This is a genomic window from Cyclobacteriaceae bacterium (genome assembly GCA_030584025.1).
GTDB lineage: Bacteria > Bacteroidota > Bacteroidia > Cytophagales > Cyclobacteriaceae > UBA2336.
The window spans coordinates 2,243,512-2,257,960 of the sequence record CP129487.1 but is presented as its reverse complement, the minus strand read 5'-3'; the positions used below and the strand labels follow the sequence as shown (position 1 = coordinate 2,257,960).

Below are 14,449 nucleotides of genomic sequence, written 5' to 3'. Positions count from 1 at the left end.
CTACAACGGATGCAATTGATCGGTATAAAAAAACGAAAGGGAAGTAATTCTGAATTACTTCCCTCCGCAAAGTTTTTAGGGGTTACCTAATTACTTCTTCTTCTTGGCAGCTTTCTTAGCTGTTTTCTTCTTAGCTGCCTTTTTCGCTTTCTTTGCCATAGCGTTAAATGTTTAAAGGTTAAAAAGTTGTGAAAAGTTATAACAAAAAATTAATCTGCAAAAATTTTTAGCAAAAATTTTTTGGAGGTGTGAACTTTTTAACAGTCGATCATCACACCAACGCAATCATAATTGCATCATCAAATGATGTTCACTTCAGGTGTTAAGGTGATGTCAAATTTTTCCTGAACCGATGTGCGAACGTGCATGGCGAGTGATAAAATTTCTTCACCGGTTGCGTTGTTGTAGTTCACCATCACCAAGGGTTGATGTTGATGAACACCGGCATCACCCTCACGTTTTCCTTTCCATCCGCATTGTTCAATGAGCCAGGCAGCCGGAACTTTAACTGTTTGATTTACAGAAGCATAACCGGGCATCTCAGACCATGTTTGTTTAAGTGATTGGAAGTGTTGTTGCGTGATGGTTGGATTCTTGAAGAAGCTTCCTGCATTGCCGATTACAGTTGGATCAGGAAGTTTTGAACTGCGAATATGAATGACTGCTTCGCTGATGGATTGAATGGTAGGCGCAGTGACATGCATCGCGCGAAGTGTGTCTTGTATGGCACCGTAACCCGTACGCAAAAGATGATCTTTTTTGGTCAACGTTAAAGTAACACTTGAGATAAAAATTTTTTCTTTCAACTCCTGCTTAAAGATACTTTCGCGGTACCCGAACCGACAATCAGACTTACTGAAGACCCGGGTTGATCCGTTTGAAAGTTCAATACCTTCCACCTGATCGATCACCTCCTGTACCTCAACACCGTATGCACCGATGTTTTGCATGGGTGCGGCACCCATTGTACCGGGTATTAGCGAAAGATTTTCTACGCCACCCCAATTGTGCTGCACACAATGCATTACAAATGGGTGCCAGACTTCTCCTGAAGCGACTTTAAGCGTTATGGTTTCGTCTGTTTCGTGAGTTGATTGGATTCCTTTCAGGTTATTATGAATAACTAAGCCATTAAAATCGTGGGTTAGGAGTACATTACTGCCTCCACCAAGGATAAGCCGGGCTTCATGCTTGAACAGATCGGTTTGTTGAAGTTCAAACAGATCATCGGGCGATTGTAATGAAACAAAATGACGGGCATTCGCCCGGATACCAAATGTGTTGAAGGGTTTAAGCTGTACGTTTTCCTGAATGCGAATCATAACACGCGACTATCGCACGAAGGTGCATAAAAATTCTTAATGACGGGTACCAGTTAAAGTCAAATACGTTACTTGACTTTCTCCAGATCATCCGGATGAAGCTTGATCAGGCAGATACGGGGAAACCGCCCGGCAACATAGGTGGTGCCGCATACCGCCAAACCGCCATCTTCGGTGCTGATTACCTGCGCAATTTCAAACGGATTGGAGAACCCGAGGTATTTGCTGGTAATAAACGTTCCGGTGGCTTCATCATAAAAGTATAACCCGATTTGTTTTGATCGGGTGTTGCTTCCATAGACCAACACATTCTTGTTATTGATGGATGCACGAAGAATTTTTACACGCGCGTTAGGCTCCAACTCGGGGAATGTATTCCCAGCCAGGTCTACGCTGGAAGAAATTCCAGTAGGGTTAAGCGTAACATTGGGTAGTAAATAGTTGTCGCCAAAATTAAAGCGTGCAGCCGCAAATTTTGTAGCGGACAGGGGTTGTAGCGCACTCAATCCACCATCATCCTGAATGCCTTGAATGACCCCATTAGGATCATCCTGATTGAGGTTGGTGAATACTAATGAAAACGTGTAATTGTAAAAGCCATTGAAGTAATAAAGCCCACCTTGTATTCGACCGGCTTCAAATGGATACTGACGCCCTGTTCGTATAAAATGATTGATAATGGGTTCTTCCACCTCCTCACCAGCGCCAATGGTAAACGCGCGTGATTGCGTTACCGCACCTGTGGCATTTAACACGGCCAATACCGACTGTTTATCCAAATGATTGTAGGAGAGCAGCACAAATGAATTGCCATCAACCTGCGCAGCACACGGATAATATAGTGCTCCGTTTACGGGTGCAATGTTTACCGCTTCAAGGTTGGTATCTGTTTGTGCCAATTGAACCTGAAGGGTAAGTGGATCCATACAAAAGAACTGGTAGGTGTTATTGATGAAAGCTAATTGGGCAATTGGGTTAACAAAACTTTCATCAACCTCAATATCCGAAACAAAATTTCCCTCTTCATCGGCTTTCATCAGGTAAATACCGGTGAAGTTAGTGTCCTCGAGTCTGCGTCCGCCTAAAATCAGGTAACCACCATCTTCGGTTTGCACCATGTCGATGGGGAAGTAGTTGGTGGTAAACAGGTTGTTATCGTAAATCTTGGTAAACGATTTCTGATCAAATTCCGGGTTGGTTTCTTCCACGCAAGAAACCATCAGCATAGCGCTTAGAACTAAATAAAATAGCTGCTTCATCATCGTTGATCTAAGGTTTTAAATCCGCTGGCCAGGTAACGCATCGGGAACAAACAGCCGAAAGAAAATACCAGGTTGTTCAGTTTAATATCGTCCATGGCCTCCCCAATACCCGAAAGTCGGTCGCTGCCAAACCGATTTTCAGTTGAATTGATCAAGCTCATGCCTTTGCGGTATTGAATATCAAGATTCAAACGCACATTGCCCAGGTTGTAATTGGCACCGATCCCACCCAGAAGCCCCCAGTGATTTTTAGCAAACAAATCCTTGGCGCCTATGATCACCGGGTCGTTGGTAAATTCGTTTACTCCACCAGATGCATAATCCGTTCCCGAGATTTCTACGGCTTTGTTGGCGTTGATAAGAAAACCGTAAAAAATACCCACCTGAACGTAGGGGCGAAGCTTGTTACCGATTACATCATACTTGAAAATGAGTGGTATCTCGGCATGATCAACCTTTTGCTCGTTCTGGTAATTCAACTCAAGCCTGTTGTTCGCATTTTCCGGATCGGTCCACTCATAGTTGTTTGAATAAGTAAAAACAGAATGTCTGAAACCTGGCTGAAGACTGAAAGAGAAACCTTTATAATAAAACGTGACTTCCAATGTAGCCTGACTTCCAAGACTCGAAAAATCGTCATAAGCTTTGTCAGTAAGTGACGCATCGTAATTGCCGGGCGATAGTGCTGAGTAGCGTTTTTCTACCAACACCTGCGAAAGGTTTACACCTGCCTTAAAACCAAGCCACCATTGCTTGTCGAGAAAGGTTTCTTTTTGATTTGGCGCGGGATTGCTGAAGGATCCCTTTCGTTTTTTTTGCGCTTGCCCGAATGCTAGTCCTGTTACCAGCAACAAACAGGAGAGAAGGTAGAGTTTTTTCATTTACTGCGTTACGATAAGTTTCTTGGCTTGTTCAAATGATCCGATGTTGAGCTTATAAATATACAATCCTGCAGGGATTCCGGTAAGGTCAACCTGCACCTTGTGTTCGCCCGGTTCGTATGTTTGATTGATGAGTGTTTTAATCGCTTTGCCACTCTGATCATACAACACGATCCGAACTAAACCTTCAGCATTAATCATAAAGGAGAAGGCAGTTTGATTTTTGGCGGGGTTTGGATAACAGCCATCCAAACGGAAACGTTGGTTGATGAACGAATCGACACTGGAAATTACCTGCACAGCCAAAGGCAATGGCTCGTAATTGCCACCCTCTTCATTCGGGCCATCAATAAAATCACCAAAGAAGATGTCGTTGTTGATTTTTTCTTCATCTACCAGCATCCAGTCTTTCAGCAGGTTGGCGTAAATCTGCCGGTAATCGTATTGCATTTCTATGTTATCCTTTGTCATGTCGGGCACCTTACCCACCACGCCTGGGTTAACGCCACGCCCGAAAACGAAAATCGGTCCGCCTGTGCCGTGGTCGGTACCGTAACTTCCGTTGGAATGTACCCTACGCCCGAACTCTGAAGTGGTTACGGTCAGCACCCGATCTTCCAATCCGCGTACTTTCAGATCGTCCTGGAAAGCTTTCATCGCGGTGGAGATGTGATACATCAAGGCGGCATGAATGCCCATGGTAGGGTCGTAGCTTTCTACCTGCGAAGCATGGGTGTCAAAACCACCAATCTTTACCATGAATACTTTGGTTTTACAACCACCCGCCAACAGACGGGCGATAAGCCTTAACTGTGGAGAGAGGTGATTTCGCTTGCTGCCAGTAGGCGCGTTGAAGGGGTAAATCTCCGGATAGGTTACTGATGTATCTCCGCCCGCCTGATACACTTCAAAAAGTCGTTGTGCATAGTCGTCCGATTTCTTTTCAAGACCAAGTATCCAATTCATTTCCTTTCCGTATGGAGAGTTATTGAGAAAATCGGGTACCTTTCCGCGCGGGTCAATGTCTTTATCCTGAAAGCCTTCCAGTTCTTCAACGAGATTGGCAAAGGCAACCGGATCATTCAGCGAAAGCGAGGTTGGAATGTTTCCTTCCTGGTGAAAGATCAACGAAACATCACTGCCCATTTCAATACCAAGCGGGTCAAGCATGTCAATGTCTTCGTTTGGAAAATCTTCGGGGTATTGAAGTGGAGCATACTCTTGTTGCAGGTAGCGACCAACCCAACCGGATGAAAAATAATCATCGGAACCACCGCCCATAAACCAGATGTCGCGACCACGGAAGTGCGACCCGTTATTGTTCTTGTACGAAACGCCTTGAACAAATGCCATCTTCCCCTGATCATACATGGCTTTCATCGCTTGCATGTCGGGGTGAAGGCCAACTTGTGCATCTGCTGGTAACGTACTGTCTAGCGGAATATACCTGCGCAAGGAATTGCTTTTGGGTATGGCAATGTTAGCCCTGCGGCTATAATACTGATCGTAGGCATCAACCGGTATCAGGGTATTCAACCCATCGTTACCACCGTGAAGTTGCAGAATGATCAACACGCGGTCGCTGTCGCCTTGCTGAGCTAAGCGTGAAAGCGGGTTGCTGGCCATTACCTTTAGCGGAATACCGTTGATAGCAAAAGGAAGGCTTAGTGCCAGTGGTATTTTTTTGAGAAAGTTTCTGCGCTTCATGTTTAGTGGAGTTGGTATTCGGGTGTTTGCAACAGGGCATTAAAAAGATTTTCAAGCTGGCGCCTTACGGTTTCCGGATCGAAGCCGTTTGTCCAGCGAATGTTCCAGGCACCTTCGGGGTCGTCATCAATTTTTGGATTTTCCAGAAAGGCTACGAGGAAATAGTTCAATCGTTCTGCGGTGATGGTTGCGGTATCGTCAGCATCCGGATCGAATGTGAGGTTGTTACTTACCGGCAATAGGTTTCGCGCCAATTCAATGATGAGGTTACGTGCATTGGGGGCAACGGCAGCAAAATTTGTCTGTACAAAATTCACCACATCCACTTTCAACATGCCGTCTTCCATTTCCGTTACCAGCCTGCGAATGAATTCATATCGTCTCGTCAGGTAGTTCACGGTAATCCAACTACGCTGGTATACCGGAAACTGGTGGTACGCATCGTACCCCGCCACATCAAAGGGTTGGTAAAACGACATGCCCTGGTTGTCTGCCAGGTTGATGATCTCTTCCGTAATCTCATAGAAGCCTGCAGGGTCAACTGCCATGTCGGGAACCGGGTAATTGAAAAAGCGAAGGGTTCCGATAATAAGATCAAGAGGAGATTTGATGATCCCCCCAAACTGATCATCATCTACGCCCGGAGCAGCCTCATAAAAATGCTGACTACGCAGTAAATTCTCAACTACTGGTTGCAGTTTGAATCCATTCAGCCGGAAGGTGTTGGCCATTTCGGCTATGATTGTATTGTGCAGCGCTTCCGGAATTTCGTGGTACACATAGTACCGGTAAATTCTTCTGCAAATGTGCAGCAGGGTTTCTTCCTGTTCGTAGATCATATCGATCAGTTGACTGATCTCATCCAATGCACTCTCTAGCGTTGGGTTAGCCCCATTTAACAAAAGCGGATCAGGTTGAATGACATACGGAGCTCCGGTATTGATGTCGATAAAACTATCACTAAATATTTTTGGATCATTATCGTGACTGGAAGCATTCAAGTTGCCTCCGCGAACACGCCCTCGGGGAAGGCCGGTATCCGGATCGGTGTTGGAAAACGTATCATCAAAATCAAAGCCTGAGAGTACGCGTGCGGCAGATTGTACATCTTGTTCTTTAAAAAGTACATAATCACCCGGACCTGGTGTTGGTGGCAGAGAACCTTCCAATCCTCGACCAATGGAATACAGTTCAAATAACTCCCGTGCATAGTTTTCATTCGGGCTGCCTTTCACGTTTTGGTTTCCATCGAGCAAGCGAAGCATAGCGTTATCCACACTTACTTTCTTCGTTAGCTCTCTGAAATTCACTTCAGGCAATGCATCTTCATCCAACGCAAACAGGCGGTATAATTGGTTCTGGAAGTAGAGCGCCCTGCTGCTGTTTATTTTTTCCTGGATGGCGGTGAAATGTGTGTGCAGGAACAACACCAGCTTTTCGCGAACGGAGTAGGCCAGGCTAAGGTTGGGATCAACACCCGCACTAAGCATTTGCCCCACAAACCAGCGTTTGAAATACTCCTGGTAATCCGAATCCATTTTTTCAGGGTCGGTAATTCCCGAGACAGCCCATTCCTGGTTGGTATCCGGATCAACGGGCAAAACCGGGTCGGGTAATACCTGATTGAAGAGTAGGGTGGTGGCCTGCTGCGGGGTCAGTGCTGCGAAACTTTCAATTTGCTGTTTGGTGGCTCCGAAGGATGCGCGCCTTAATAAATGGGCAGCGCGGTTAAAACCAAGGGTGCCGGAGTACTCGGGTAGTGGCATAAGTAAGAAAAATCAAACCGGACTGTATACTTCTAAACCACTAAAATAATCCTGATTAGCAGACAAAGTGCACAATTACCCGTCTATTGAAGGTTTTTTTGCTACAATTTTCATTTACCGGTTTGATGTCTAGAGAACTTACCAACGTGGGGGTGCCACAAAGTCACTGGTTTTGTACGTGATTACTTTGTGGCGAACCTCCATAAGATCAGTCATTAATGACATCCAGGATTTTAATCCTTTTCAGTCCTCCCGGCATGGCCCACTGTATGGTCATTCCTTTTTTGAAGCCAATTAGTGCAATGCCCAATGGGGAGAAGACAGAGATTTTCTGTTCCTTAATATTGGCTTGAGCAGGTAGGGTCAAGGTTAATTTCCATGTTTTATTGATGGCCAGATCCTCTGCCTCGAAGCACGAATTGAGCCTGACTACATCAGGGTCAAGTTCATTATCGGCTACAATGTCAGCTCTTCTAAGCTCAGCTATTAGCTGCCCCACTTCTTTTGATTTCAGTTGGGGAGGGTAGTTGGCAATTAACGACTTTAACGTGTTATAATCTGTATTACTGATAACGGGTTTCATTTGCTGAATAAATTTTAGTTGGCTGCAAACATTGTTTCACAAGCACAGCGCATGGCTGCGTGTAAAAAATGTTCTTCTACCAGGTAAATAAATATGAATTGAAGGAACAGGGTTTATCCCTCCGCTTTAACAAACCTGCCAATAAACGGAGGGTTTAAACGGAGGGTTAACTGATAAAGGCTCGATTATGCTGTAAGGTCAGAAACAGCCGATTACTGCAAATGAATTTTGCAGATGCTGAAAATAATATGGGTTGAGACTGTTTCATAATTTACAAAAGCAAAGGTAACACTTTTTTACGTGATTTGCCTGTTTTCTGTATGTGTACTTATGTGTACTTGAGTTTGTGAAGTAACCAGATTAAGGATATTTTGAGAAGTCAAATTGACTCTTAAACGGATTAATAGAAATTAGTTTGGAACTCACTGAAGACAACTACAATACGATTAAAAAATGAAGATTATAGAATGTCCGCGTGATGCGATGCAGGGGTTAACAGAATTTATCCCTACTGAAAGAAAGATCGCCTACATCAATCAACTCCTCGAAGTTGGTTTTGATACGATCGATTTCGGGAGTTTTGTTTCGTCCAAGGCAATACCGCAAATGCGGGATACAGGTGAAGTATTGCAGGCACTGAACTGGCGCACCAGTAAGTCAAAGTTATTGGCCATTGTTGCGAATACACGTGGCGCTGAAACGGCCTGTGAACAGGAAGGTGTTCATTACCTGGGCTTTCCACTTTCAATATCAGAGACCTTTCAGCAACGCAACACCAACAAATCAATTACTGAAGCCTTAAATACGGTTTCTGAAATTCAGGATTTGTGTACACAATCGAACAAGGTTTTGGTGTGTTACATCAGCATGGGGTTTGGTAATCCATACAACGATCCCTACGATGTGAAAGTGGTAGAGCAGTTTGTGGATATTCTGAACACGCTGGGTGTACAAGTCATCTCTTTGGCCGACACCATTGGCGTGTCCACACCCGAAAATATAACGTACCTCTTTACGCGGTTAACCGGGCGTTTTCCATCGCTTGAACTTGGTGTTCACCTGCATTCCACTCCTCAAACAGCTATTGAAAAAATTGAGGCAGCTTATAAAGCGGGTTGCAAACGTTTTGATGGGGCTATTAAAGGATTTGGCGGTTGTCCGATGGCTAAAGATGATTTGGTTGGAAACCTGGCCACGGAAACCATTTTGGGATATTTGTCATCACAAAACGCTTTACCCGCAATTAATGAAGAGGCTTTTCAAAAAAGCCTTGCTTTGGCGGATGAAATCTTCCCAAAGCATTGAAAATATTACGTTGCACAGCTTTTGGCCAGCTTGAACCTTACCTTTGTTGTTCTAAAACAAGTTGGGTATGAGAACTTTTGTATTGATTTTACTTCTTCTTTCTGGTGTGATGGTGTTGGCGCAGGATGCAAAATCCTATACGCAAAAGGGAAGGGAGTTACTGGAAAAACAGGAATATGTTGAAGCGCTATTGAATTTAAATAAGGCTATTGAGCTTGATCCCAACAATGCAGCCGCCTATTACCTGCGCGGAAACATTAAAGCACAATTTGACGATCGTCATGGTGCGATGAAAGACTATAACACGGCATTGGAGAAAAATTCGAAGCTTACAGAAGCTTTCTTTTCAAGAGGCAACATTAAAATGAAACTTCAGGATTATTACGGGGCTATTGATGACTATACGGCCGCCATCGCCTTGAATGAGAATTACATTGATGCTTACTACAACCGCGGTAAAGCCAAACAGTTTTTGCAAGCCTATGAAGATGCGATTAACGATTGTTCAAAGATTATCGCTATCAATAAAAAGAATGTGGATGCCTACTACATGCGCGGTTTGTTGCGCATTGAGTTTGGTGACCTTAAAAATGGCTGTCTTGATTTGAGCAAAGCTGGTGAGTTAGGTGATTTGAAAGCCTACGAGATGATCAAGGAAAAGTGTAATCAAAAAGATCAGGTTAAGGATTAATGGCTTAGTGCATACATTTTTCCGGGAAGGGATTTTACAACTCCATTAAACTCCAACCCTAATAAAACCGAAGCCAACTGACTAACCGGTAGATTCGATTTCCAACTGAGTTCGTCAATCATGGCCGGACTCTTTTCCAATAATAAAGTAAGGATGGTTCGCTCTTCTTCCGAATAGCCATCCAGCGAGAAAGGCGTAACTTTTTTCTTTGTTACTGTTTTTGCGGCCTCCCAATTCATGATGTATTCCAGATCCTTAACTGACGTTATCAGGTGAGCCTTGTTTGTTTTGATCAGGTTGTTGCAACCAGCTGAGTAGGTAATGCCAACACTGCCAGGAAAAGCGAAGACGTCTTTATTGTAGCTATTGGCGATTTCAGCTGTGATCAGCGCGCCACCTTTTTCGGCTGCCTCAACAACAATCAACGCATCCGATAATCCCGCAATGATTCTGTTCCGTTCCGGAAAATTGTGTGCATCGGGCTTTGTTCCAAATTTGTTCTCTGTTAGTAACCCGCCATGCTCAAGCATTTTGGTGGCCGTTTCTTTATGTGCAGCAGGGTAGATCACATCCATGCCGCTGCCCATTATGCCAACGGTAGGTAACTTATGTTTCAATGCTTGCTTGTGCGCTTGTATGTCTATACCATACGCAAGTCCGCTTACAATCAATGCACCATGAGCCGTTAATCCTTCCGCTAGTTTTTCAACTTGCTCTTTTCCGTATGCAGTTGCTTGTCTGGTTCCGACAATGCCAACGGTTTTTGGATTTTCAAGGTCAACATTCCCCTTTACATAAAGCATGGAAGGTGCATCCGGAATTTGCTTCAATCGGGAGGGATATTTTTTATCGGTATAAAATAAAATCTCTACGGATTCTTTCTCGGCACGCCTGATTTCCTTTTCAGCTTTTTCAAATGGTTGTCCTTTGCTGATCGTTTCTGCAATTACTGGTCCAATGCCGGGTATCTTTAGTAGTTTGCCTTTTGGCGTTTTAAAAACTTTTTCAGCAGAGCCACAATAGCTTACCAACTGACGGATGGTGTAATCGCCAATGCCGGATACGAAATGAAGGGCTACAAGGGACAGTCTGTTTTGATCCATTTCAGGCTTAAAATGCAAAAAACTTCCTAAATCCTGACGGACGGAAACAATTTCTATATAAAGTACAGGGATTTTTACTGAATGCGTTCGCGCAGCTCAACCAAAAACCTGCGCACATTCTTCAGAGAATCAATCAGTTCGATTTTATCTTTAACGGAGTTGGAATCATTGCGCAACATTTCCTTGGCTCCCTGAAGGGTAAAGCCTTTCTCTTTCACCAAATGATAAATGGTGCGTACATTATCAATGTCTTCCTTGGTAAACTGGCGATTTCCCTTGCGGTTTTTCTTAGGTTTGATGAGGTCGAACTCAGATTCCCAGAAACGGATGAGGGAAGGAGCAACGTTGAAAATTTCAGCTACTTCTCCGATGGAGTAGTAGAGTTTCTCTATTTCTTTTTCCTTATACGCCATGTGATGAAGCAAAGTAAACAATTAATCCTTTCTGGCCAATACCTTTAGATAGGAAAATCTTCTATTCGTTAAGTGTTATTTTATACACCATAACTGAATGGCCACCACCCTTTTGGGCTTTACCCTGTGCAGTTACCATTAAATACTGATCGTCATCGGTAATTTCCATTCCAACCGGGAAGGAATCAGCCGGAATTTCGGCCACGCGCTTCATGGTTTGGCTGTTTACCACCACAATTTTGCTTTGATTATTCACGCAGGCAAAAATGTACTTTCCGGTTGAGGAGGCTACAATTGTGCGTGCACCACCGCCCACATAACTGCTTTCCCAAGCTGAATTGTCGCGGGTATTTTTGCCGGCATTGGCTAACCGGTTTTCAATAAACTCCTTCCAGTTGGTTTTTTGAATCTGCCCCAATGAGTTGCTGCTTACGACCAGGTCATCCCCAGCGATAATCAGGTGACGGATATTATAATAAGGACTGTAGGTAACGCCCAGGTATTTGTAGTCATTTTCCAGATCAAATACGGCAATACCGCCATCGCCCCCCATACGACCTACCAGTAGGTATTTCGAATCCGGGGTGAACACCGTGCCGCGCAGGCAGTAGCCGCAATTGCTGTCGCGATCCACTTTTACACCGGGTTCAAACTTCACTTCCAGGCGTTTATCCACAATGGCATGATTTACATACTTAAACTGCATCGGGTCGTCACCTTGCGTATCAATAATGCCCAATGTATTATCACCCCAATGTGTTACGGCTACATACCGGCTATCGGGTGAAGCCGCAATCATTTTGGGTAAAATACCGGTAGGCATTACCCGAACAATTTCATCCGTGTCGGTATCAATAATGGCCACAGCTGATGGACTTTCGGCATTGGCATCGTAGCTTCTGCGATAATACGTAACCCATAAAAACTTGCCGTTGTGTGAAAAACAGCTTTCAACCGGTTTACCACTAAAAATATTAAAATCACTTTTTCGGAAACGATATTGATAATCAAAAACGGTATGCTCGCCATCTTTAAAGAGATGTTGATTATCAGCATTGAAGGTATGGCGGATTACTTTCAGTTTTTCGAAAGTCTCTATGCTATACACTACGGTTTCCAATCCTTCCAGCGACTGCACATAGAATTTCTTTTTTTCGGGCAGGTAGTTTACCGACTTAGGTGAATTGATGTCGCGATCGTATTTGTCTTTCGGATGCTTGGTGTTGACCACACGATGTTGAAAACGGGCCACCAGTTCGAGCGAAACAGGAGCTTGTGCAGGCGTTGAGGTTACGCCTATGGTGTTATAAACCAGCTTTTCATCATCCTGCGCTTGAAGTGCTGTGGTGGAGATCAAAAACAGAAGACAAAGGAAAAGTCGCGTAAAATTCATACCAGCCATGTTTTTCAGGCGGCAAAACTACAAAAGAATGGGCGGGGTAGAAAACCGGATTTTTATTCAGCCGGTGCCTTGTACCGGGGGTGTTCAACCAGTTTCTGGTATTCTTTATGATCGAGATCGCGCTGGAAGAAATAAATGGGGTTCACTTGGGTACCGTTATGCAGTACTTCGTAGTGCAGGTGATAGGCTTCGCTTTGTCCGGTGGTACCCACATAGCCAACCAACTGGCCGCGCTTAACCTCCTGACCAAGTTTGAGTTCGTACTTATGCAAATGCGCATAACGTGTTTCATAACCGAAACCATGATCGAGATAAATCACCAGTCCATACGTGTCTGAATAATCCGCACGGGAAACCACACCATCGCCTGTTGCAAAAACAGGTGTTCCTTTTGGAGCTGTCATATCAAGCCCCCGGTGGTCGCGCCAGATGCGTAACAAGGGGTGGAAACGATTTCCAAACGTGGTATGCAGGCGAATCATATCACGATCATGGATGGGTAAGATTGCCGGCCGTGTTGCGCGTTTACTTAGTTGTACATCTGCCTTCAGGCTTAATTCTTCAAACGACTGCTGTTCAACCTGTATTTGGTGCTTTAGCTTCTCCACCCGTTCGTAACCCAATACTACGCGCGGGAATTCTGCTATCGCCTCGAGTTTACGATCTGTGCCCCCCACACCGGCTTCACGAATACTTTCAGAAAGGGGTTGCAGATCCAACAGGGTGCGGTAATATGCATCATCTTTATTGGTGAATACACGTAGGGTATTATAGCCTTCAGTAATTTTCTGCTCAAGTGCCGACCAACGGGCGTGCAGCGATTCATTTTGTTGCTTCAGGTATTGCTCTTCCAACGAAGAAAACTTTTGAAGATACCAATAGGTTAAGGGTAGTGCTGAGAACAATGCCAGAATAAAAAAGATACCGGCCCGTTTTAAAAACTTCTTGCCAGAAGGATAAATGCGCTCATACTGGCAGGTTTCGGGATTATATCGGTAATACAGGTTGGCCATCTTAATCGAGCGCTTGATTTTTTTGTTTGGCTAACTCCTTAAGTGCAGCATATTCGTTGCTGGTGAGTCCTTCAAAGAGGTAATCGATCGGATTTACATGTTTACCATCTTTTAACACCTCAAAATGTAAATGCGGTGAAACAGCTCCCCCCGTCATGCCCACAGTTCCAATCTCGCTGCCTTTGGTTACTGATTGTCCTTGCTTGATGCGGATTTCATCCAAATGATGGTAACGGGTTGTGTAACCATTCCCATGATCAATTTCAATAAAGTTACCCTTGCCCATTTGCAGGTCGCTGTATAACACCTGGCTAATTTTACCAGATGTGCTGGCCACTACAGACGTTCCGCGGGGCGCAACAAAGTCTATACCCGGATGAAGGTAGTTTGCTCCATGAAATGGATGCATGCGCTCCCCAAAACCAGAAGCCAGTCGGGTCAATTCTTTATTCGCTATTGGTTGGAGTGATGGAATGTTGGTGAGTAAGGCAAGACCTTCTTTGTCGACAGTAAGGTTGCTGGCCAGGATGAAATTTGTGTAACGTGCCTTCTTGAGTAAATCGGCAGACTCAGCTTGGGTTTCTTTGTACTGCTTTTTAAAGTTGGTGGTTTCTTGTTGACTGGGCTTGAAAGTAAAATTTTCAAGAAGCCCTGGATGATTGAGGTTACTGGCCAGTTTTTCGAACACCACTTCATCTGCCTGTTGCAGTTGAAACAACGAGGCTTGTACCGTGTTCAACTCGCGTGTCAGTTCTTTATGATGAACCTTTAATACTTTGTTTTCTTGTGCAAGTGCTTTTTCTGTTTCGGTGGTGAAGAGTGAACTATGCAGAAACAACAATCCTACAAACAACCCTCCCGTGAGGCAAAGGTATAGCAACGTTGCACCAAGAATGTTCCGGGTTCGCAGAGGAACCGGTTCATACCGGCAAGTTGTGGGGTTGTATCGGTATTTCAGTTGACGCATTGAGGGTTTAAAAAAATCACTGAAATAAGCGTGT

The 14,449-nt window shown here is 44.4% G+C and carries 13 protein-coding genes; 2 read left to right on the top strand and 11 right to left on the bottom strand.

The window, feature by feature from the left end; genetic code table 11:
• Nucleotides 1-299: 299 nt before the first annotated feature.
• The 6 genes from murB to QY309_10010 all read right to left on the bottom strand — a co-directional run bounded on the left by murB (nt 300) and on the right by QY309_10010 (nt 7,521).
• The gene (murB, locus tag QY309_10035) at nt 300-1,322 is read right to left on the bottom strand and encodes a UDP-N-acetylmuramate dehydrogenase (protein ID WKZ58207.1); all 1,023 of its coding nucleotides are present in this window, start codon (nt 1,320-1,322) and stop codon (nt 300-302) included.
• 68 nt (nt 1,323-1,390) lie between these two features.
• Nucleotides 1,391-2,584 carry a hypothetical protein gene (locus QY309_10030; GenBank protein WKZ58206.1) on the bottom strand — a complete coding sequence of 398 codons (1,194 nt, stop codon included), beginning with the start codon at nt 2,582-2,584 and terminating at the stop codon, nt 1,391-1,393.
• On the bottom strand, nt 2,581-3,465 hold the full coding sequence (locus QY309_10025; protein ID WKZ58205.1) for an outer membrane beta-barrel protein: 885 nt from the start codon (nt 3,463-3,465) through the stop codon (nt 2,581-2,583). The genes QY309_10030 and QY309_10025 overlap by 4 nt, the downstream gene beginning before the upstream one ends.
• Nucleotides 3,466-5,172: a DUF1501 domain-containing protein gene (locus tag QY309_10020; protein WKZ58204.1), complete on the bottom strand. Its 1,707-nt coding sequence runs from the start codon at nt 5,170-5,172 to the stop codon at nt 3,466-3,468. It lies immediately after the preceding gene.
• Between the two features lie 2 nt (nt 5,173-5,174).
• The gene (locus QY309_10015) at nt 5,175-6,938 is read right to left on the bottom strand and encodes a DUF1800 family protein (GenBank protein WKZ58203.1); all 1,764 of its coding nucleotides are present in this window, start codon (nt 6,936-6,938) and stop codon (nt 5,175-5,177) included.
• 208 nt (nt 6,939-7,146) lie between these two features.
• On the bottom strand, nt 7,147-7,521 hold the full coding sequence (locus tag QY309_10010) for a GreA/GreB family elongation factor (protein WKZ58202.1): 375 nt from the start codon (nt 7,519-7,521) through the stop codon (nt 7,147-7,149).
• Nucleotides 7,522-7,974: 453 nt separating this feature from the next.
• On the opposite strand from QY309_10010, the gene QY309_10005 reads away from it, so the two are divergent.
• Together QY309_10005 and QY309_10000 are read left to right on the top strand one after the other, a co-directional pair.
• The gene (locus tag QY309_10005) at nt 7,975-8,826 is read left to right on the top strand and encodes a hydroxymethylglutaryl-CoA lyase (GenBank protein ID WKZ58201.1); all 852 of its coding nucleotides are present in this window, start codon (nt 7,975-7,977) and stop codon (nt 8,824-8,826) included.
• Between the two features lie 67 nt (nt 8,827-8,893).
• Complete coding sequence (locus QY309_10000; GenBank protein WKZ58200.1) at nt 8,894-9,517, top strand: tetratricopeptide repeat protein; 624 nt, start codon at nt 8,894-8,896, stop codon at nt 9,515-9,517.
• Here QY309_10000 and dprA read toward each other — a convergent pair.
• From dprA to QY309_09975, 5 genes are all read right to left on the bottom strand, one after another.
• Complete coding sequence (gene dprA / locus QY309_09995; protein ID WKZ58199.1) at nt 9,514-10,620, bottom strand: DNA-processing protein DprA; 1,107 nt, start codon at nt 10,618-10,620, stop codon at nt 9,514-9,516. The genes QY309_10000 and dprA overlap by 4 nt on opposite strands.
• Before the next feature lie 74 nt (nt 10,621-10,694).
• The gene (locus QY309_09990; GenBank protein ID WKZ58198.1) at nt 10,695-11,033 is read right to left on the bottom strand and encodes a MerR family transcriptional regulator; all 339 of its coding nucleotides are present in this window, start codon (nt 11,031-11,033) and stop codon (nt 10,695-10,697) included.
• 61 nt (nt 11,034-11,094) lie between these two features.
• Nucleotides 11,095-12,426: a hypothetical protein gene (locus tag QY309_09985; protein WKZ58197.1), complete on the bottom strand. Its 1,332-nt coding sequence runs from the start codon at nt 12,424-12,426 to the stop codon at nt 11,095-11,097.
• 62 nt (nt 12,427-12,488) lie between these two features.
• On the bottom strand, nt 12,489-13,448 hold the full coding sequence (locus tag QY309_09980; GenBank protein ID WKZ58196.1) for a M23 family metallopeptidase: 960 nt from the start codon (nt 13,446-13,448) through the stop codon (nt 12,489-12,491).
• A gap of 1 nt (nt 13,449) precedes the next feature.
• A complete protein-coding gene (locus QY309_09975; GenBank protein ID WKZ58195.1) occupies nt 13,450-14,415 on the bottom strand; it encodes a M23 family metallopeptidase in 966 nt (321 codons plus the stop codon).
• Nucleotides 14,416-14,449 lie beyond the last annotated feature (34 nt).